Annotated in this window: 20 protein-coding genes and 1 pseudogene; 8 read left to right on the top strand and 13 right to left on the bottom strand. The window is 42.9% G+C overall.

Annotated elements, in window-relative coordinates:
- Positions 1–10: 10 nt before the first annotated feature.
- The 7 genes and pseudogenes from nagA to glcT all read right to left on the bottom strand — a co-directional run bounded on the left by nagA (position 11) and on the right by glcT (position 5,568).
- Positions 11–1,192, bottom strand: a complete 1,182-nt coding sequence (gene nagA / locus VZF35_RS09155) for an N-acetylglucosamine-6-phosphate deacetylase (RefSeq protein WP_407312961.1) — start codon at positions 1,190–1,192, stop codon at positions 11–13.
- 108 nt (positions 1,193–1,300) lie between these two features.
- The gene (locus tag VZF35_RS09150) at positions 1,301–1,765 is read right to left on the bottom strand and encodes a glucosamine-6-phosphate deaminase (protein ID WP_407312960.1); all 465 of its coding nucleotides are present in this window, start codon (positions 1,763–1,765) and stop codon (positions 1,301–1,303) included.
- The gene (locus tag VZF35_RS09145; protein WP_407314901.1) at positions 1,657–2,010 is read right to left on the bottom strand and encodes a hypothetical protein; all 354 of its coding nucleotides are present in this window, start codon (positions 2,008–2,010) and stop codon (positions 1,657–1,659) included. The genes VZF35_RS09150 and VZF35_RS09145 overlap by 109 nt, the downstream gene beginning before the upstream one ends.
- Before the next feature lie 14 nt (positions 2,011–2,024).
- Positions 2,025–3,737, bottom strand: a complete 1,713-nt coding sequence (gene ptsP / locus VZF35_RS09140; protein ID WP_407312959.1) for a phosphoenolpyruvate--protein phosphotransferase — start codon at positions 3,735–3,737, stop codon at positions 2,025–2,027.
- 11 nt (positions 3,738–3,748) lie between these two features.
- Positions 3,749–4,012, bottom strand: coding sequence for an HPr family phosphocarrier protein (locus tag VZF35_RS09135; RefSeq protein WP_407312958.1), 264 nt, complete (start codon positions 4,010–4,012; stop codon positions 3,749–3,751).
- 75 nt (positions 4,013–4,087) lie between these two features.
- Complete coding sequence (locus VZF35_RS09130; protein ID WP_407312957.1) at positions 4,088–4,567, bottom strand: PTS glucose transporter subunit IIA; 480 nt, start codon at positions 4,565–4,567, stop codon at positions 4,088–4,090.
- A 165-nt stretch (positions 4,568–4,732) separates the two neighbouring features.
- Positions 4,733–5,568, bottom strand: a pseudogene (gene glcT / locus VZF35_RS09125) (glucose PTS transporter transcription antiterminator GlcT).
- 452 nt (positions 5,569–6,020) lie between these two features.
- Here glcT and VZF35_RS09120 point away from each other — a divergent pair.
- The 4 genes from VZF35_RS09120 (at position 6,021) to VZF35_RS09105 (ending at position 10,097) form a co-directional block, all read left to right on the top strand.
- Positions 6,021–7,340, top strand: a complete 1,320-nt coding sequence (locus tag VZF35_RS09120) for a PTS transporter subunit EIIC (RefSeq protein WP_407314547.1) — start codon at positions 6,021–6,023, stop codon at positions 7,338–7,340.
- A gap of 254 nt (positions 7,341–7,594) precedes the next feature.
- Positions 7,595–8,686: a DUF871 domain-containing protein gene (locus VZF35_RS09115; RefSeq protein ID WP_407312955.1), complete on the top strand. Its 1,092-nt coding sequence runs from the start codon at positions 7,595–7,597 to the stop codon at positions 8,684–8,686.
- A gap of 53 nt (positions 8,687–8,739) precedes the next feature.
- Positions 8,740–9,651, top strand: a complete 912-nt coding sequence (murQ, locus tag VZF35_RS09110; protein ID WP_407312953.1) for an N-acetylmuramic acid 6-phosphate etherase — start codon at positions 8,740–8,742, stop codon at positions 9,649–9,651.
- 218 nt (positions 9,652–9,869) lie between these two features.
- A complete protein-coding gene (locus VZF35_RS09105) occupies positions 9,870–10,097 on the top strand; it encodes a glutaredoxin family protein (RefSeq protein ID WP_407312951.1) in 228 nt (75 codons plus the stop codon).
- A 689-nt stretch (positions 10,098–10,786) separates the two neighbouring features.
- On the opposite strand, the gene VZF35_RS09100 is transcribed toward VZF35_RS09105, so the two are convergent.
- Both VZF35_RS09100 and cax read right to left on the bottom strand, forming a co-directional pair.
- Positions 10,787–11,197 (bottom strand): YidH family protein, encoded by a 411-nt coding sequence (locus VZF35_RS09100; RefSeq protein WP_407312949.1) that lies wholly within the window; start codon positions 11,195–11,197, stop codon positions 10,787–10,789.
- An 81-nt stretch (positions 11,198–11,278) separates the two neighbouring features.
- Positions 11,279–12,313 (bottom strand): calcium/proton exchanger, encoded by a 1,035-nt coding sequence (gene cax, locus VZF35_RS09095; RefSeq protein ID WP_407312947.1) that lies wholly within the window; start codon positions 12,311–12,313, stop codon positions 11,279–11,281.
- Between the two features lie 383 nt (positions 12,314–12,696).
- On the opposite strand from cax, the gene VZF35_RS09090 reads away from it, so the two are divergent.
- Positions 12,697–12,894 (top strand): FAD-binding oxidoreductase, encoded by a 198-nt coding sequence (locus VZF35_RS09090; RefSeq protein WP_407312945.1) that lies wholly within the window; start codon positions 12,697–12,699, stop codon positions 12,892–12,894.
- Positions 12,895–12,957: 63 nt separating this feature from the next.
- Positions 12,958–13,257, top strand: coding sequence for a hypothetical protein (locus VZF35_RS09085; RefSeq protein WP_407312943.1), 300 nt, complete (start codon positions 12,958–12,960; stop codon positions 13,255–13,257).
- 156 nt (positions 13,258–13,413) lie between these two features.
- Here VZF35_RS09085 and VZF35_RS09080 read toward each other — a convergent pair whose 3' ends face one another.
- Both VZF35_RS09080 and VZF35_RS09075 read right to left on the bottom strand, forming a co-directional pair.
- On the bottom strand, positions 13,414–14,334 hold the full coding sequence (locus VZF35_RS09080; RefSeq protein ID WP_407312941.1) for a SufB/SufD family protein: 921 nt from the start codon (positions 14,332–14,334) through the stop codon (positions 13,414–13,416).
- Positions 14,315–15,067, bottom strand: a complete 753-nt coding sequence (locus VZF35_RS09075) for an ABC transporter ATP-binding protein (RefSeq protein WP_407312939.1) — start codon at positions 15,065–15,067, stop codon at positions 14,315–14,317. The genes VZF35_RS09080 and VZF35_RS09075 overlap by 20 nt, the downstream gene beginning before the upstream one ends.
- A 188-nt stretch (positions 15,068–15,255) precedes the next feature.
- Between VZF35_RS09075 and VZF35_RS09070 the strand changes: the two genes are divergently transcribed.
- Together VZF35_RS09070 and VZF35_RS09065 are read left to right on the top strand one after the other, a co-directional pair.
- Entirely contained in the window at positions 15,256–15,456 is a 201-nt protein-coding gene (locus VZF35_RS09070; RefSeq protein ID WP_407312937.1) for an alpha/beta hydrolase, read from the top strand.
- Positions 15,457–15,506: 50 nt separating this feature from the next.
- A complete protein-coding gene (locus VZF35_RS09065) occupies positions 15,507–17,114 on the top strand; it encodes an IS1182 family transposase (RefSeq protein ID WP_407308493.1) in 1,608 nt (535 codons plus the stop codon).
- A 223-nt stretch (positions 17,115–17,337) separates the two neighbouring features.
- Here the strand turns inward: VZF35_RS09065 and VZF35_RS09060 are convergent, their stop codons facing one another.
- Together VZF35_RS09060 and VZF35_RS09055 are read right to left on the bottom strand one after the other, a co-directional pair.
- Entirely contained in the window at positions 17,338–18,564 is a 1,227-nt protein-coding gene (locus tag VZF35_RS09060; protein ID WP_407312935.1) for a S1C family serine protease, read from the bottom strand.
- A gap of 280 nt (positions 18,565–18,844) precedes the next feature.
- Positions 18,845–19,558, bottom strand: coding sequence for a sulfite exporter TauE/SafE family protein (locus tag VZF35_RS09055; RefSeq protein WP_407312933.1), 714 nt, complete (start codon positions 19,556–19,558; stop codon positions 18,845–18,847).
- Positions 19,559–19,652 lie beyond the last annotated feature (94 nt).

Genomic DNA, 19,652 nt, shown 5'->3' with positions numbered 1-19,652 from the left:
TTGATAAAACTCACTTGCCTATGGACGTGGCAAGTGAGCGTCTGTATTTAATCATTTGCCCTCCGGCAATCGTCATTTGCAGATCCCCATCCTGCGATAGGACCACCAAATCCGCATCTTTATTGGGAGCAATACTACCCTTCTGATCATCAATACCCAAGAGACGTGCGGGGTTTAGAGAGGCCATTTGTACAGCTTCGTACAGGGAGCAACCCGAATATTTCACCATATTGCGTACCGCATGATCCATAGTAAGCACACTTCCGGCCAATGTTCCAGAAACTAGGCGGCAAGCGTTGTCTGTTTTGATAATTTGTTGCCTCGATAATTCATAGTTACCGTCGGGTAAGCCCTTGGCTCTCACCGCATCAGTAATGAGGATCACTGAGTCTTTGCCTTTTATTTGATACACCATTCTCAGAACTGCAGGGTGCAAGTGTAGACCGTCGGCAATCACTTCCGTCATAAGGGCCGGAAGGCAGAATCCTGCTGTTACTGCTCCGGGATTTCGGTGATGATGTCCACTCATAGCATTATGAAAATGGGTCAGGGATTTTAATCCTAGGGGTGTACATCTTTCCACATCCTCAAAGGTCGCCCCGGAATGTCCACAAGATGCAACCACTCCGGCTTGCCGTAAGTGACCTAAAAAGATTTGCTCAGGGTCTTTTTCAATAGCGTAGGAGATCAGTTTTATGGAATTTCCCGCTGACTTCTGAAAAGACTCGAACAGTTGTTTATCCGGTGCCACGATATACTGTTCATTTTGGGCGCCTTTATAGGCAGTATTAATAAAAGGTCCTTCGAGGTGAACCCCAAGGATTTCAGCACCCTGATTCTTGGGGGGATTCTTTTTATAATCAGCGACAGCTTGCAAAGCTTGGTGAATTTTTGCCGTCGACATCGTCAGTGTTGTCGCCAGAAAAGACGTGGTCCCTTCCTGAGCGAGATGGCGGGCGATGGTATCCAGTGCCTCAGGGCTAGCGTCCATGACATCTGCTCCACCGGCTCCATGCACATGCTGATCTATAAATCCAGGTGCCAGAATATATCCGGACAGATCAACGGCAGATTTATCAAAGGTCTGATCTTGCATATCGCCGGCAGCAGTGATAATCCCGTTTTCTACAATGACAAACCCTTTGGGAACAACCCGGTCTTGTAGGTATAATGTTGCATTAATGAACTGCATTGGGCTAATCTCCTCCTGCAAGATTGAGTTGCTGGCGTTTGGAAATCGGTGACCTCAGTGATCCGTGATGTCCTAAAGCATTGAGGAGCAGAATGATCACCGGTAGTTCTATAAAGAAAAATCCGTGACAACCACCAGATGTGGGTGCAATTGTAGGATTGAAGCTGGAACGGTCGTCGTGACCTGCCCAAAGAGGGCGTTCTGAAGTACTTTCCGTTTGTTCTCGCCACTGACCAGAAGAAGCATTTCTTCGGCTTGCATAATGCTGCCCACACCCATGGTGATGGCCTGACGAGGAACCAAATCAGCATTGGCAAAAAAGCGGGCGTTCGCTTGGATTGTTTCCGAGGTTAAAGAGACAACGTGAGTTTTCGTCCCTAATTGGGAATCAGGTTCGTTAAACCCTATATGCCCATTAGGACCTAGGCCCAGAATCATTAGGTCGATGCCTCCGGTATTTTGAATCATCCCTTCATAATGTTCACATTCCAGGGGCAAATCCGGAGCCATGCCATTCGGTATAGAGGATTGATCAGAGGGGATATTGACATGTTTAAATAAATTTTCCCACATGAAATGATGATAACTCTCCGGGTGCTGGGGGACAAGCCAACATATTCATCGAGATTAAAGGTATGCACGTCCTGCATATTTAGTCCATCATGATGCATTTTAACTAGTTCGGCATACATCCCTATCGGTGTACTTCCGGTAGGGAGACCAAGGATACAATTACCTTTCCCACGGATGAGGCCGGCTACGAATTGAGCTGCCCAGCGGCTAAGCTCCCGATAGTCTTCAGTTACAATTATCCGCATAATAGACCTCTTTATTAATGGCCATTGAGATATTCCTGTATGTGCATTTGGACTTCTTGGGTGGTCCGCATCCGCAGTGCCGATTGCACCAGTCTGGCAGCTTCGGAGTAAACGGTTCTCCTGATGAGAGATTTAATTTCCGGCAAGGAGCCTATGCTCATGGAAAGTTCGTTAATGCCCATGCCCAGGAGCAATAGGGCTCCGAGCGGTTGACTGGCCATCTCACCGCATACGCCAACGGGTATGCCCCGTTTCCGCCCGGCCTCGATGACACCGGCAATCAGACGCAGTACAGCAGGATCGCAGGCTTGGTACAGGGATGACAACTTAGGATTTAAACGGTCAGCTGCCAGGGTATATTGAATTAAATCATTGGTTCCGATACTGAAGAAATCCACTTCGGCAGCGAATTCGGCAGCACGTAAAGCAGCGGAAGGAATTTCTATCATGATTCCCAAGGGGACGGCAGAAGCACTGGGGATTCCTTCACAGGCCAGTTCTTTTCCGATACACTTAACTATTGCCGTGGCTTTGTCCAGTTCATCGAGCGTTGCTACCATTGGAAACATTATTTTCACCGGCCCAAAAGCGCTTGTTCTCAAGATAGCCCTAATTTGCGCGCTAAATAGCTCAGGTTCCTGAAGACAAATTCGTAGGGCCCGGTAGCCGAGAAAAGGGTTGTCTTCTTCGGCTAAGCCAAGATAGGGAACCTGTTTGTCACCTCCGATATCCATCGTGCGAAAGATCACTGGGCGACCGGCCATTCCTTCGACCACCGTTTTGTATACTTGAAATTGTTCTTCTTCCGATGGAGCTGAATCCCGCCCCAAATAAAGAAATTCGGTTCGAAACAGGCCGACTTCTTCAGCACCGGCTTTAATTGCCTCAGCAGTCATTCCCGGGTGAGAGAGATTGGCCGCAAGGGTTAGTTGATGTCTGTCCAAAGTTTCGGTCGGGAGCTTGACTTCTGCAGCAAAGCGGATTTCCCGTTCCTGCTGAAGCTTTTGGGCATTAAGGGCAGACTGGCGTTCGACTGAGCTTGGGTTAACCAATATCTCTCCGGTATCGCCATTGATGATGATCTGATCACCGTCTTGAATCTGTTCGAGCTCGCTGCACCCTACGACAGCCGGGATACCGAGAGCTTTAGCCAAGATTGCAGTGTGGGAGGTCTTTCCCCCTAAACGGGTAGCTAGACCAATCACTTTTTCCGTGTTCAGACCGGCTGTTTCCGAAGGAGTAAGCTCCTCGGCAAGGAGAATAGTTCCCGGTTCAAGCAACTGAAGATCAACTGGCGGCGTGCCTTGGAGATTAAGTATAAGCCGGCGTTCGATGTCCACAATATCTTGTGCTCTGGCCTGGAAATACTCATTATCCATGGCCAGAAAAGTATCCTTTAAGGTTTGGGTGATGGAGTAGATTGCAGCACCAGCTGGCAGGCATTGTTGTTCGATAAGCTGGATGACAGGGGTGACGAATTCTTCATCCTCAAGGATAAGCGCATGGGCTTGGAAAATTTCCGCTTCTTTGGGGAGTTTCATTCGTAAAGAAGTAACCAAGGCCCGTATTTGCTTAAGGGCTGCTTGTCTTGCGTCCTCGAACTTGCTTTTTTCGGTGGAGATTTCCGAAGGATTTATGGGAGTATTGTCAATTGGCAAGAGAACAGTTAGCCTCATCCACTGGGCCTGTCCGAGAGCAACTCCCTTTGATACACCTACTCCGGTCATAGTTTGCCTCCTTAATCCTCATCCTCTAATGTTTCGAGATATGTGGCAAATTCCTGGATAATTTGTTCCGCTCGATCCCCTTCTGCCCTGATTCGAACCGTATCTCCCTGAACAATACCAAGTCCTAACACTCGGATTAGGCTGTTTGCCGGAGCAGATTTTTCACCTTTGATCAGCGTGATCGGTAGGGGATAATTTTTGGCAAAGACGGTCAATTTGGCAGCAGGACGGGCGTGTAGACCAGTAGCGTTCTTGATCACGATTTCCTTTTCCATACGATCCCAACTCCCTCTAAAGTCTTATAACTGTTCGTAGGAATATGCAGATACAAAAGCCCCCGACTTGGAACATTAATTCAAACGGTACCGCATAAGGACACTGTTACCTGCTTGAACTGAGGAGTTCGTTTCCAGGCGTAGTTCCGCCACTTGGTTTACGTTGGTAATAATTACCGGGGTAATGAGGGAAATTCCTTTGCTTAGAATGGTTTTTCGATCAATTTTTAACACCGGATCTCCAGCACGGAGCAGGGTGCCTTCGATTGCAATTCTTTCAAAACCATCTCCGTTGAGTGTTACCGTATCCAAGCCAACGTGAACCAGAATTTCCATCCCATTATCCAAGGTCATGCCAAACGCATGATTGGTACTAAAAACCGAGCTCAGTTTACCGGAGGCAGGGGCGACAATGAGCTCTCCTTCAGCTTCTATGGCGATTCCGTCACCTGCAATTTTCGTGGCAAAAACCTGATCCGGGACTTCCTCCAGAGGCACAAGCGTGCCGCTAACCGGGGCGTAAAGTTTATACCATTTTTCAAATAGACTTAACATTTGTTCCTCCATGTTGATGTTTAAATTTCTGAATCTAAAAAAATCAGGCACGAGTTTTGCAACTCGTGCCTGATTTAACAGTAACACGTTGATGCACTTAGTATATCCAGCTCGATTGTTTCTGTCAACGTCTTCATGTCTCAAAAATTTAATTTGCTATTTGAGTTATCTGTTTTGAAGTTTAGCAATGTGCGCAGCGATATACCCGATTTCGTCGGGAGCAACCGGCAGGTTGAGGGTTTCTTCGATCAACTTGCCAACTTTTAGAGAGACTTTGTAGGCCTCTTTATATTCCCGTTTAATGCTTTTGAGGAGTCTGTTTTCGATCGGGTTTTGATTAATGAGCCGTTCGATGGCGAAACGGATATGGGTGAGAAAACGGGCGTAATCTAACGACGTCTTATCGATTTCCAAATGAAGTTCTTGCTCTATGAGTTCGGTTATCGAACTGGCCAGGGAAGTATACTTGAGCGTATTGGAAAGCTTCCCCGGTTACGGGCAGAATGAATGTGCAGGGCGATAAACCCCGCTTCACCTTCAGGGATTTGGAGACCCGTCTCCTTCTCCAGAATGGCGACAGCTTTTTTGGCCAAGGCAAACTCTTTTTTATACAAGGTTTTGGTTTCGATCAGAAAGGGATTCAAAATCTCGTCGTTTTGACGGAGACGGTGGAGACAAAAGGCAATATGGTCTGTCAAGGAAATATGGATTTTTTCATTAAGGTCTTCATTCATTTCCTGGCTTAACATGTAGATGATTTCTTCACAGATTCCTACTACTTTGGCGTCAACCGTCGTGATCAGCTCAGTAAACTTTTGCGAGCTTTCTTCTTCCAGAGAAAATATTTTTTCAATGGAATGATTGTGCTCTAAACTATCCTGAGGATGTTTGCCAAAGCCGATTCCTTTACCCAAAAGAATTTTCTCTTTTTTACCTTCGGAAACTAACAGCACGTTGTTATTAAAAACTTTTATCACCGTATAGTTGGTATGTGCTCCCATTTGTACTCACCCCATTCTAGAATGTCAGCCAACGACTAATTGGCTTGGCCTGGTCCGATGGATAAGCGGTAAAAATAATATATATTCTTGACAGGAGAAAGAAGTTAGAGTAATGATTGACAGGTCTCTGGAATAACGATATAATGCAAACAAAATTCAATCTTTTTATACCACGTCACAGCGTGTTACCGCAATGGGCATGAGCAGGGAAGTTTTATACTTCCCTGCTCATTTTTTTGTACTGTCAGAAAGTAATAACTTCGTTGAATACTTTCTGCAGCATAAGTGCAACTAGGCGGCTGCCTGCGCCAAAGGCTTGGCACCAGCCAAGTTTTCTTTATCGGTAATTAATTTGGCTAGCGTACGGAGCCAAATTGGGTATAAATAAGAGCGAGATAATCTATTTGAGGGAGGATTAAGATGTGAGTAATCCACAACTGACACCAAAGGAAATGGCAGAATCCATTCTACGACTTGTTGGCGGCAAAGACAATGTTTCTGCTGTTACGTATTGTATGACAAGGCTCAGGCTTGGCCTCGTAAGCGATGCGAATATTGATTTAAACTCCTTCAAAACCGTCGATGGGGTCATGGGAGCAGTTACTCAAGGCGGACAACTTCAGATTATCCTAGGTCCTGGAAAAGTTACCAAGGTAGCTTTAGAATTTTCAAACTTAACGGGCATCCAAACGGGCGAGATGGACGAAGCAAAAATCCGTCGTGACGAAATTAAGGCTAAAAATGCGACTCCTTTTAAACTTTTATTAAAAAAGATATCCAGTATCTTTATCCCTTTGATACCTGCCTTTATTGCTTGCGGGCTTATACAAGGAATTATGAACATTATTGTCAAATTCAATCCGGGTTTCGGTGCTTCACCTACTGGAGGAATATTAACCGTTGTGGGCGGGGCAGTGTTCTTCGGACTTAACCTCTTTGTTGGTGTCAATGCAGCGAAAGAATTTGGCGGTTCACCCATGCTTGGCGGTACTATGGCTGCAGTCATCACGATGCCGACACTGGCGAATGTTAAAATTGCTGGCGCAAGTCTTGTTCCGGGGCGTGGCGGTATCATTGCTGTTTTATTAGTAGTGGCATTTTCCAGCTGGCTGGAAAAGAAAATCAGGAAATTTGTTCCCGAATCTCTCGATTTATTCATGACTCCACTTCTCACCGTACTAATTTCTAGTTTCGCGGCCATATTTGTATTGCAGCCCCTTGGAGGTGTTATTTCCGATTCAATCGGGACAGCCGTCAAAGTGGCTATCCAAAATGGTGGTCCGGTCACAGGATTTATTCTCGGCGGAACCTTCCTGCCCTTAGTTATGACAGGATTACACCAGGGTCTCACACCTATTCACGCCGATCTATTAAAAACCACGGGACAGAATCTCCTACTTCCCATACTTGCCATGGCTGGAGCAGGACAGGTGGGAGCAGCCTTTGCAGTTTTTGTTAAGACAAAAAATAAGAGACTGAAAAAAACGATCTTATCGGCACTCCCTGTTGGTATCCTTGGGGTGGGAGAGCCTCTAATCTATGGCGTAACTCTTCCCTTGGGCAAACCATTCCTTGGAGCCTGTATCGGCGGAGCCTTTGGTGGAGCTTTTAATGCAGCCATGAAGGTTGCCTCAATCAGTATGGGATTATCCGGGCTCCCGCTTGCAGTCATTACAAAACAACCTCTAGTTTACCTTGGCGGTGTCTTGGTAGCTTATATTGCAGGTTTTGCTGCTGCATATCTCTTAGGATTTGATGATCCGGAAGAATAATTAATTGGAGCATGGAGTGCTCACTCGGGATATAGCGGCGCTTTCCATCGCGCAGATGATCGAACTAGCAGGATTGATGTCTGCCTGATATGGTTCGCTGACCGCTGTATCCCTTGGGCATCCATGCCGCAATTGTAACTTACCTGATTTTCAGAGTAAAATCCCCCTGACGATACACGGTTCCCCCACGCTACCTTAGTTTCGGACTCCTGAGAAATAACTCTTTATTTTGTTTAATAAAGGACGTAATGAATATGGCCAAAGGAATCTCGGTTTATTGCGGAATGCAGTATACGCTTGCAGAAAATCTGCAATATATTCAAAGGGCTAAGGAACTTGGCTTTAGTACCATTTTTACATCACTTCATATACCAGAAGCGGATTACCAAAATGCCGTTGAGGAATTCAAGGCGATGGTTTCCCTGGCCGACCATCTTAACATGAAGGTTACAGCAGATATCTCTCCCCGGGCCTTTACGTATTTAAATGCCGGGATGAATAATCTTCAACCCCTCAGGGATCTGGGAATCTATGGCATCAGAGTAGACTTTGGTTTTACCCCTGACGAGATTGCTGAATTCAGCAGGAATCCTTACGGTCTAATGATTGAACTGAATGCAAGTACAGTTACTCGTCGTTTTTTTGCTGAAATTGAAAAGTACAATCCGGATTTCACCAAACTTCAAGCTTGCCATAATTACTACCCGAGATTAAACACTGGAATTTCCGAAGAAACTTTGCTTCGAAAAAATAATCTACTAAAGAACTATAATATGAAGGTCTCTGCATTTATCCCTTCCCTGGTTTTTAGGAGAGGCCCTATTTTTGAGGGGCTGCCCACACTGGAAAAACATAGAACGATCAGCCCCTATTTAGCAGCAAAACACCTTTTTGCCCTGGGCATTGATGATGTTATCTTCGGTGATAGCATTCCAACTTTTGAGGAATTAAAAACTGTTGGTAAAGTCAAGGAAAATGTCCTTGAATTTTGTGTTCAAACCTTTCACTGTTCTGAAATGGAAAAAAGGATTATCTTTGAATGCGCACATGCAAACAGGCCTGACCCTGCCGAAGATGTCATGAGGTCTACAAATTCACGGACTGCTTTAAAAGGTGGGCACATAATTGAACCTTTTAATACGATCCTAAGAGAAAAAGGCTCGATTACTATCGACAATAAAGATTATCTGCGCTACTGTGGAGAACTACAGGTATGTAAAAAAGATCTTCCTCAGGATGCCAGAGTCAATGTTGTAGGGAAGGTCATAGATAGTGAATTAATCCTGCTTGATTTTATACAGGAAGAAACAAAGTTTTTATTTATAGAAAATGAGTTCCTGAAATAAACGTAGTAATCGATAATTCTTATATAGTCGCTTATAGGAGGGTAAAATATACCATGCGGGTTGAGAAAATTGCAAACCTGACTACGGAAGGAACCAATCCTTCTACCATGAATATTGACAATGTCAGCACTCTTGAGATGATATCCATGATTAATGAAGAAGATAAGAGGGTAGCCTTGGCCGTTGAAAAGGCCAAGGAGAGTATTGCTAAAGCCGTGGATGTGATCGTCGAACGATTAGCAAATGGAGGCAGGTTAATCTATATGGGCGCCGGTACCAGCGGCAGGTTAGGTATTCTGGATGCCTCGGAGTGCCCTCCAACCTTTGGGGTTGATCATACTCTGGTTCAAGGTCTGATTGCAGGTGGGCATACTGCTATCTTCAAAGCTGTTGAAGGCGCTGAGGACAATTTCGAGATTGGTAAAAGTGATCTTGTGGAAAAAGAACTGACGGAAAAAGACGTTGTCTGTGGCATAGCGGCCTCAGGCAGAACGCCCTATGTTATCGGTGGTATGAAGTTCGCTAAGGAAGTAGGTGCAGCTACCCTCTGTGTAACGATGAATGCCGATAGTGAGATGGCCGAGATAGCGGACGTTCCCATTACTGTTGTGGTTGGGCCGGAGGTAATCACGGGTTCAACGAGAATGAAAGCGGGTACCGCCCAAAAGTTAGTGCTTAATATGCTCAGCACGGGCACCATGATTAAACTTGGCAAGGTTTATGGGAACCTAATGGTCGATGTAAAAACCTCCAATGCCAAGCTTGTAGCTCGAGCAAAAAGAATCATCATGCTTGCCACTGGAATAAGCGAAGAAGAAGCAGGAAAATACCTTGAGAAAACCAATAATGATGTTAAATTAAGCATATTTATGGTTAAAACAGGACTTGCTCAAGATTCCGCCAGAAAGATACTCGAGGAGCATAGAGGTTATATTAAGAAAGCGATCGAAAGCGTGAAAAATTAATAAAAAATCTCAATAACGCTTAGTCTATCCGCACGTCACTTTATTTGTACACATACCAAGTGTAGAAGTAAACGTCGTGCTTTTGTTTTCTGCACTTGTGATATAAACCTAGCCGCCCAAGCGGTCGATGATTGTTTTCACTATAGTGTACTATGGATAAAAAATATTACTTTATGTAATACTTATACCTAGTCTAGGAAAAATAAGGAGGAACTCGAATGAAGAATGTTACAATGTTTACCAGCGATACCTGACCCTACTGTACCGCAGCGAAGGAGTTTCTTTCGCAGAACAAAATTTCCTTCCAAGAACGGAATATCAGCACGGATGAGGAAGCCTTAAATGAATTGCAACAAAGGAACATCAGGGGCGTGCCGGCATTTATTGTGGGAGAAGAGATGGTTGTCGGTTTTAACAAGAATAAAATTCTCTCCTTGTTGCATTAAACAGAATCCGTAAAAAAGCCGCTATTTCAACTAGCGGTTTTTGCCATTCTTGTGAGAGACTATAACTACAAGAGAGATTGAGCTGATACTCTTTAGATAGGCATAATTTACCAGAGTATTAGTCGTGGCTTAGGGTAATAATAGGATCATAAGGGTACGTAATGGTCGAGCCAAGATTTATATATGCTTTTACAGGGTGTATATAGGTCGGCCAAAGATTATAAACAGGTGTGACAAACGCTTGCTTATAGTCCGAGGGAAGATTTTTTGTGGTAGGGAAAAGCTTTAGAGCAGTCTAGCGATTGTTTTGAGGTTCCAACTTAGCATAAAAGGTCGAGCTAAGATTTTGCAGAGTGTTGAATTTCACTTATACAACCATATGTTCAAACGATGTATGTCTGTGTAAGAAAATGCGCTGGTTAGATGCAGCCGAAAGGTTGTATTTAGCTGGGTAGATATTCTGTTTAGTCGAACGAACCATCAGTTTAGGTAGTGACTTGCTTAGCCTTAGTCGAAAGATTATTGTTAGGTAATCAGTGATCTATATTGGTGCTAGATAAGACCATTACGTGCTCTTATTTTATTGTTCAACATGAATAAGCAGGGCTGCAGTAAACTGATTAGTTTGGCTGCAGCCCTTTAGCTTTTAGAATTCTATTTAAATTCAGGAATTGACTTATCGGTATTGATTAAACGCTTTGAAGTAAATAAACTATCAGAAACATTCCGACGGCTAAAACAGAGATGCTGAGTAAGATATTAAGGAAGGAAGAAGGCTGATAACTGTCTGAGTCGATTTGAGCGTCAACGTTCTTATATTTAACATAGGCCAAGATACTTATGAGTGAGCCGAGAGCAACCAGAAAGATTCCAAGCATTGCGGAGTATCCATGAGAAGGTGGTAAGGGAATATCCACGTTGGACTGTCCCAAGACATAAGACATTTGTTTAAGAAACAATGTGAAACGTTCTACAACAAAGCCAAAGGCCATAATGGCAATGCTTGTTCTGATCCAGGCTAAAAAGGTTCGCTCATTGGCCAAGTGAACACGTCGGTTGCTTGCTTTCGCAGGGTGATCCTTTACAATCTCTTTCGGCATACTATTCCTCCTCCAAACGGCATTAAGAAAAGCACCTTTGATATAAGAACTTCAGTTCCCCAAGTATGGACAGCACCTATCTCATACAAAGAGAAAGGCCATGGCCATAATTGCATAGGCGGCTAATAATTGAGCACCTTCCAGCCAATTCGAGCGGCCATCCATGTTAATCACGGCAGTAATCACAGTTCCCAAAATAATGACGATCAGTTCATAGCCCGTAAAGATCAAATCAAGAGGATGACCCATTAAGTATCCGAGAAAGACAAGCAATGGGGCAACAAAGAGGGCAATTTGAGTACTCGAGCCAATGGCAATTTCGAGACTTATTTCCATTTTGTTCTTTAAGGCCATCATAACACTCGTGGAATGTTCGGCAGCGTTACCGATGATCGGGATAACGATGACACCGATAAAAAGTTCGCTGATCCCCAAAGTTTTGACGACGGGCTCGATTCCGCCGACCAGAAATTCACTTTCAATCACAACAAAGAACGTAGCGATGAGGAGAATGAACAACGCTTTCAGCTTAGACCATTTAGGGGTTTCCGAGTGTTCTTGGCTCGGACGGAAAACATCTTTATGCGTGTGAAGAGAAAAGAGTAAACTTAGCAAATAAACCAGAATTAAGACCGTGGCAACGCCGAGGCTTAAAGGCTCTGCAGCTGGGTTGGTATGAGTATCGAGAAAGATCGCTGGGATAATCAATCCGGTAACCGCTAAAAGCAACATTGAAGTGTGCATACCGGCCGCTGCACGATTGAATTTCTGAGTCTTAAACTTAAAACCGCCAATAAGCATACTAAGACCTAGAACGAGCAGGAGATTACCGATAATCGAGCCGGTTATTGATGCCTTGACGACTTCGACAAGGCCAGATTTTAAGGCAAAGACAGTAATGATCAGTTCGGCGGCATTCCCGAAGGTAGCATTCAATAAACCTCCGATACTTGGACCAACATAGATGGCAATTTCTTCGGTAGCCTTGCCCATATAGCCTGAGAGCGGAATAATGCTTAAACAAGCCGACAAAAAAAGCAGAATGGGCGAACTATTTGAGAGGTGCAAGAAGATGCTGATCGGGATGGCTAAAAGAAATAGATTAAGATACTTCACGTTTTATCCTCCTCTAAATGGAAACTTCCAATAGTGATTCATTCTTAATATATGTAGTGAAATGCCTTACCAAACATTATGAAGCACTTTGCTCTCCCATGCAACGTTCGCCCGGTGATATATAACAGATAGCAAAAATAGAGAGTGTTTTGAAGGATATTTAGAATGGATGGCGAAATATTGTAAGAAGCGAAAAGTTATAGGATGAATTCGTCGATCAGTGGAGCCCAGCAGAGGAGGCAATGACTTTGAAACCTGAGATTATTTAAGAGCTAACGGGAATTGTAGGAGAAGAGAATCTCTATACGACCTTAGAGGATTTATATTGCTATACGTATGATGCTTCTTTTTTAAAATCAGATACTAAAGATTTGGCGGGGGTCGTGGTCTATCCCGGTACGACAGAACAAGTCTCCCGGATTCTCAAGCTGGCAAATCGTGAAAAGATTCCCGTTGTTCCTCGGGGTGCGGGAACAAATGTCAGTGGGGGAAGCATTTCAGTTGAGGATTGCATCGTTTTAGTGCTTAAAAGAATGAATCAGAGCCTAGAGATTGACAGGAAAAACCTGTTGAAAGTTTAAGACAGTCTCAGACTGTCAAGATGTATGAGGGGGGACCAGGCTTGAACCGAATTAACCTTGCTTATGGCCAAGAAATGCTGTACTTCGAACTTTGTTAGCTTAAGAACGGCAAGCATCTGCCGCAAAACCCCTGTGATACTGATTAGTGCCCTGAGTGAGGAAGTCGTCAAAGGAATGAAGATGATTCCTGCATCTTCCTTGGAGGAGGCTTGGAACCTTACCGCCCAAATCTTAGAGCGTCAGCCGGAATCCGTTTATGTGATGCCGCATGGAGGCAATACTTTTCCAATAGCTCAGTCTCTGAAATTTCAAGTGTTTACAACAATCAAAAAGCATCCTCTGTTCACTGTCAAAGTGAAGTGAGGATGCTTATGTTTTGTTGCTGGTAAGCGAAAATGAGGATGTAAAAGCGCCGTCACCCAAATAACAAGCTGAATGTAGCTACTTGAATCAATGTTCTCCAGCCTTGTTTTATAAAACGATTAGGATGAGTGCTGAGTTTATAATTTCAAAACAGCATTATTTAAGAAAGCCATTGAGGATAGTATCTTCAGCCTCAGATTCTGAGAATCCGAGAGACATCAACTTGATTAACTGTTCCGACTCAATTCGGCCAATAGCTGCTTCGTGAATCAACTGTGCTTCGCTGTGATGGGCGGATATTTTGGGAGTGGAAAGGACTTGGGCATTATGCATGATAATGGCGTCACATTGAATATGCCCCCGGCCTTTGTTGCGCCCGACTAAATCAAAATAGAATTCCTGTTTGGAGTTATCCTGAGCAACCGAGCGGGAAATGATTTGAGCTGAAGAATTTTCCCCTAATAATTCAACCGTTATGTTCGATTCGGCATCTTGTTCTTTGTTGGTAAGGAGTCGTTCAGTAACAATTAGTTTAGCGTTGTCCATGAGTCGGATTTGAGTGTCTCTTTTTGTATGGTCGACACCTTTTATCTGAATCATTTCAAGTTCGACCACAGCACCTTCTTCGGCCTCGATAATGGTCTTAGGATTTAGTACCCGCTCGCCGGTTCCTTCCCCCTGACCATAGTGTTTTTCAACATATTTAAGTTTTGCCCCTCGGCGAACAAAGAAGTTGTGAATTCCATCGTGTTGAGATTTGTGGTCTCCAGAATTATGAATCCCGCACCCGGCTACGACCAAGACGTCGGAATACTCCCCGATTTCAAAGGTGTTATAGACGAGATCATTAAGGTTTTCCTCGGTCACGATAACAGGGATGTGAACACTTTCTCCTTTTGTATAGGGTTTAACAATCACGTCAATTCCCGGTTTGTCGGTTTTGGTAACAATATCGATATTTGCCGTGGTATTTCTTTGTACCCCAAGGCCATTCTTCCGAATATTGAAAGCCCCTTGGGGGATTTCATGAAGGTCTGCTACCTTCTCCAACATAAGCTTATCCAGCGCATTGAGCATTTTGACTGCCTCCTTTCGCGCAGTTCGCACTGCAAAGACATGCATCGTTGTTGAGAATTCCTGCCAAAATTGTATCTCGTTCCGATTGTGCACTGATCATTCCGTTAGACATCAGAATGATCTCATCGGCTAACTCCATAATCCGTTCTTGATGTGAGATGATCACGATAGTGGTCTCATATTTTAAATGAATATTTCTGAACGTCTCCGCCAATTTCTGAAAACTCCATAAATCGATTCCGGCTTCCGGCTCATCAAACACCGCTAGTTTAAGGTTTCGGGCAAGAACTGTGGCAATTTCAATCCGTTTCATTTCGCCGCCTGAGAGGCTGGCATCGACATCTCTGTTGAGATAATCCTGGGCACATAAGCCTACATCATAAAGGAGGTCACAAATATTAACCTTTTCAGGGTTATGGGAGGCCGCCATTTGGAGAAGCTCTTTCACTTTAATGCCTTTAAAGCGAGGTGGATTCTGAAACGCATATCCGATTCCCAAGCGGGCTCGTTCGGTAATGCTCATGTTAGTGATCTCTTGTCCGTCCAGTAAAAGCTTTCCAGAAGTAGGGTTGTAAACGCCCATAATGAGTTTGGCAAGAGATGATTTGCCCCCGCCATTGGGTCCGGTAATAACATATATCTTTTTTTCATAGAATTTTAAATTAATCTCCTTGAGGATTTCGACCCCGTTATCCTCATTGAGTCCCAGAGATACGTTCTGGATTTCCAGCATTCCTATTCCTCCTTAGTGCTTATCTAGGTTCCACAATAACATAATCCGACATTTTATTGTAGGGGATAAAGTAATTTATTTTTAGTAAGTGCCGCCCAACATAAAATATCTTTTCCAAATAAGAAGGAATATATTGGAGCCGAGAGAATTAAACAGGCAAACATTAAAAGATCATAGGGGGGAGTCCTGTGCTTTCTCGGAACTTTACGTTTAAGTCGGAAGAAGGGACAGAAATCTTTGGATACAAGTGGATGCCGGAGGAGACAAATAGAGTTAAAGGTATTGTACAAATTGTACATGGCATGGCAGAAACGAGAGCACGCTATGAAAAGAGGCTGTCTCAAAATAGAAATATAATTTCTATGGAGAGGCAGCCCCTTTCTGTGTAAAAATACAAAAAGACAAGTCCAAAGACCCGTCTTTTCGGTATAATTAGTTTATGCTACAAAACAAAACTATACGCAAAAATTATAACGAAAATAGTGGGGTTTATCAACTCGTGCTCCCACTAAACATGGAAGTATTAATACCAGAAGATGACTCGGTGAGACTGCTATGCCATATGACGGAGGGATTAGATTATACAAATTTAAACAAGGCGTACTCTTCCAAGGGAAGAAATCCAGCAGTCACACCCAAGACATTATTCCGAGTATTGGTGTATGCTTACATGAACGACATTTACACAAGCAGAAAAATAGAGGAAGCCTGTAGGAGAGATATTAATTTCATGTGGTTGCTCCAAGGACAGAAGGTGCCCGACCATAATACGATTGCTCGTTTCCGCAACGGTCGGATTAAAGGAATTATCGAAGGGCTCTTCAACCAATTGGTCGTTAAACTAGGTGAACTGGGTGAGATCCAGTATGAAAATATTTTTATAGATGGTACAAAAATTGAGGCCTATGCCAATAAATATACATTCGTATGGAAGAAAACCACCATCAAAAATGAACAGAAACTGCAAGAAAAAGCCAGGGCATTTCTTGTGAAACTCAATAAAGAAATCGAAACTGGTATTCCATTAAGCGAGTCGGCAATCACAGTGGAAACCCTTCAGAATTACATTGCTTTTCTGAAGGAGAAGCAACAAGCCGAAAAAATAGAGTTTGTTTCTGGAAAGGGAAAACGCAAGACTAATCTGCAAAGGGCAACAGAGACACTAGAAGAATTCTTGGAAAAACAAACGAGATATGATCGTTATAACGAGCTTTTTGATGGTAGAAATAGCTTCTCAAAGACGGATACGGATGCCACTTTTATGCATATGAAGGAAGATCATATGAGAAATTCTCAGCTAAAGCCAGGATACAATGTGCAGATTGGCGTAGAGGCTGAATATATCGTTGGATTGGCCATTTCGAGTGAGCGCTCCGATCAATTGACTCTTATTTCTTTTTTAGAAAAGCTAATTGAGAACTTACCTAAAAGATATCATAATGTCATTGCTGATGCAGGCTACGAAAGTGAAGAAAACTATGTTTATTTTGAGAAACAAGGACTAAAGCCTTTCATTAAGCCACAGACCTATGAAGTAATGAAGAAAAAAAGCTTTAGTAAGATCATTGGTAAACGGGAAAATATGGTCTATGATGCAGTCAAAGACGAATATCTTTGTGCAAATAATAAAAAACTAGTGGCTGTCGGAAAGACGACAAGAACTTCGAAAAGTGGTTATAAATCGGATGTAACTCTCTATGAGTGTGAGAGTTGTGGAGGCTGTTCATTCAAAAAACAATGCACAAAAGCAGCGGGTAATAAGAAACTATCTGTATCAAAAGTATTTTTGGAGAAACGAGAAGAATCCTTACATAATATCACAACGGCTGAAGGTATCCTACTAAGAATGAATCGTTCCATCCAGGTTGAAGGGGCTTTTGGAATTCTGAAGGAAGATCATAGCTTCCGAAGATTTGTAATGCGTGGTAAAAAGAATGTTGAAACTGAATTTTTGCTTTTGAGCTTTGGTTTTAACATCAATAAGTTGCACAACAAAATACAACAAGACAGATGTGGCTGTTCGTTACATAAAATAGAGGTTGCGTAATCTGCTTATGCCTTTTAATTAGGGAGTTTTAGAGAGTGCTCTTTTAGCGTTCCCAAATATAACAATAAGATTGTGAAATCAGGAATACTCCCTTGTGATTTCACAATCTCAACTTATTTTTCCCCAAATATTGAAAAGAGGCTGCCTCTTCGTGATGTCGTAGACATCATTTTGAGACAGCCTCTTTTCAAATGAACTGATTCTGTGTTTTTCATCGCTTTGGCTATTGATTCGAGGAAATTTCACCTAGAGTTGCTTGAACGGTCTTCGTTTTTCCATCGCGGACATAAGTGATCGATATTTTGCTTCCGACAGTGTTCTTGTAAAGTTCACGAACGAGGTCGGTGGAACTTTGAATTTGTACATCATTGATTTTGGTGATAACGTCTCCCTTCTGGATTCCTGCTTTGTCGGCAGGACCGTTGGGAGTTACGCTGGAGATATAAGCTCCAAGGGGTAGATTGTTATCTTGAGCATAAGAGAGATACTGATCGTTTGTGCTTACTAAAAGAGCGGGATGGGTTGCTACTCCAGATTTGATGAGCTGTTGGATTGTCGGCAGGGCATCGGAGATGGGGATGGAGAAACCCATTCCCTCAAAACCGGATTCAGCATATTTCGCTGAATTAATGCCGATGACTTGCCCTTGATAATTTACAAGAGGTCCACCGCTGTTACCGGGATTAATAGCTGCGTCCGTTTGGATAAGATTAAAGCTGGCTTCCCCTTGAATGTTAAGGGCACGATTTGTAGCCGAGACGACACCTGTGGTTACGGAACGAGCAAATTCATCACCGCCTGGATTTCCAATAGCGACAACGGATTCCCCGACTTCAAGTTTGCTTGAATCCCCCAGTTGGACTGCGGTTAGGTTTTTGGTATCGGAAATCTGCAAGACAGCCAGGTCTGTATTCGGATCAGCGCCTATGACTTTTGCCACAAGATTGCGGCCATCGCTTAAGCTGACCGTGATCTTTTGCGCTCCGTCGATGACATGATTATTTGTTACGATATATCCTTTTTGAGCATCAATGATAAATCCGGAACCACTGCCGGCTTCTTGGAGGTTGCCGCTGTTGCCAAAGAAGCTTTGCCCGGATTGGAAATTCGAGACTCCTACGACGGCTGGACCAACTGCTTTAGCGATTTGGGAAACCGGAGAATCAGTCTGACTCGAGGTGGATACCTGGGTAATCGAACTCGTTGTTTTGACGGGAGATACGGTATACGCAGAATTAATTGAAGGAACTACCGCCACCGCGGTGAGACCACCAATGACGGCGCTCATGATGCAAAGGCCTGCCGTAGCAACAACTAGTCTCCCTCGCTTAGGTTTGCTGCTTTTTGGCTGTTGCCAAGTAGGTTGGGTATTAAAGCTTTGGTTTTCCGCTGATGTGTCTTCAACAGATTGAGTATCATCAGTTTTGGTTAAACGGATTTCTTCATCCATGATAGATTCCTCCCTAGTTGAAAATTATTTCGAGTCAAGAGTTGCCTTCCTGTTAAAGAATGTCAACTATGGCCAATTTTTTGCAGAAGAACTTTTTGTTGATTACCTCTCAAGGATAACTCAAATTTGTGATGCAAAAAGGAACAAATTGTGAAGTTTTTTTGGAGTTTAAGTAGAGAATTTGTCAAAAAGCAATGTTAAAGAGTAGGAATCTTAAAATTACAAATTCAAACAAGGCTGGAACCAATGAGGCTTCCAGCCTTGTTTGTTTAAAATGGCTTTAAAAAGTTGTCACTAATAAATACATGCCTGTAACGAATAATAAGACATAGATTATTTTTTGAAAAAGCTGCTGATTTAATCGTACAAATACCCATTGACCTAAAATAATTCCTAGTAAAGCAAATGGCAAGGCCCATAAAGTTGATATCCAAACACTTTTTGAAATTCCATACATCGAAAACTGTAGCAAAAGGCTAATCAAATAAACAAACACAAAGTAAGCTAGTGAAGTACTGCGAAGTGTTTTCTTATCAACATTTGCTCCTGCGAAATAGATAAGCAATGGAGGGCCAGGCATTCCTATACTTGTTGTCAATAAGCCCGATAGAGCTCCTATTATTAGTTCCCTTGAATTTGTCTGTTTAAGATTAATTTTAGCAGCTAGCAAACCAGTTGATGCAAGAATCAGTATACTTACTATAATTTTTAGAGGTCGCACATTAAGAAAAATGAAGAGAAGAAATCCTGGCGCTATTCCTATTAAACTTCCCTTTATTAATCGAACCAAAACCTCTTGATTGACTTCATTGTGTATTTTTATACTCATAATAAAAGATATTAAAAGAGAAAGTATTATATTTAACTGGATTGCATCGTGTGACTCAAAAAGTAGAAGCAAAAAAGGAGTGGCCATTATAGAGAAGCCAAATCCAGTCCCCGCTTGTAAAATCGATGCAACTAATACAATGGTGATCAAACCTAATATATCCATAAAAAACCATCCCAAACATTTAAATTAAAATAATAATTTATGACTAATTCGCTATATTACGGCTATAAACCTCTTTTTGTATGTCTTTTAGTCG

The sequence above is a fragment of the Desulfosporosinus paludis genome, assembly GCF_045689965.1.
Taxonomy (GTDB): Bacteria; Bacillota; Desulfitobacteriia; order Desulfitobacteriales; family Desulfitobacteriaceae; genus Desulfosporosinus; species Desulfosporosinus paludis.
This window is presented reverse-complemented; position numbering and strand designations above follow the sequence as displayed.

Coding starts and splice junctions, on each gene's coding strand:
- nagA (WP_407312961.1), bottom strand. CDS start 1,192: ATGCAGTTCATTAATGCAACATTATACCTACAAGACCGGGTTGTTCCC.
- VZF35_RS09150 (WP_407312960.1), bottom strand. CDS start 1,765: ATGTGGGAAAATTTATTTAAACATGTCAATATCCCCTCTGATCAATCC.
- VZF35_RS09145 (WP_407314901.1), bottom strand. CDS start 2,010: ATGCGGATAATTGTAACTGAAGACTATCGGGAGCTTAGCCGCTGGGCA.
- ptsP (WP_407312959.1), bottom strand. CDS start 3,737: ATGACCGGAGTAGGTGTATCAAAGGGAGTTGCTCTCGGACAGGCCCAG.
- VZF35_RS09135 (WP_407312958.1), bottom strand. CDS start 4,012: ATGGAAAAGGAAATCGTGATCAAGAACGCTACTGGTCTACACGCCCGT.
- VZF35_RS09130 (WP_407312957.1), bottom strand. CDS start 4,567: ATGTTAAGTCTATTTGAAAAATGGTATAAACTTTACGCCCCGGTTAGC.
- VZF35_RS09120 (WP_407314547.1), top strand. CDS start 6,021: ATGGCAGAATCCATTCTACGACTTGTTGGCGGCAAAGACAATGTTTCT.
- VZF35_RS09115 (WP_407312955.1), top strand. CDS start 7,595: ATGGCCAAAGGAATCTCGGTTTATTGCGGAATGCAGTATACGCTTGCA.
- murQ (WP_407312953.1), top strand. CDS start 8,740: ATGCGGGTTGAGAAAATTGCAAACCTGACTACGGAAGGAACCAATCCT.
- VZF35_RS09100 (WP_407312949.1), bottom strand. CDS start 11,197: ATGCCGAAAGAGATTGTAAAGGATCACCCTGCGAAAGCAAGCAACCGA.
- VZF35_RS09085 (WP_407312943.1), top strand. CDS start 12,958: ATGGCCAAGAAATGCTGTACTTCGAACTTTGTTAGCTTAAGAACGGCA.
- VZF35_RS09080 (WP_407312941.1), bottom strand. CDS start 14,334: ATGCTCAATGCGCTGGATAAGCTTATGTTGGAGAAGGTAGCAGACCTT.
- VZF35_RS09075 (WP_407312939.1), bottom strand. CDS start 15,067: ATGCTGGAAATCCAGAACGTATCTCTGGGACTCAATGAGGATAACGGG.
- VZF35_RS09065 (WP_407308493.1), top strand. CDS start 15,507: ATGCTACAAAACAAAACTATACGCAAAAATTATAACGAAAATAGTGGG.
- VZF35_RS09060 (WP_407312935.1), bottom strand. CDS start 18,564: ATGGATGAAGAAATCCGTTTAACCAAAACTGATGATACTCAATCTGTT.
- VZF35_RS09055 (WP_407312933.1), bottom strand. CDS start 19,558: ATGGATATATTAGGTTTGATCACCATTGTATTAGTTGCATCGATTTTA.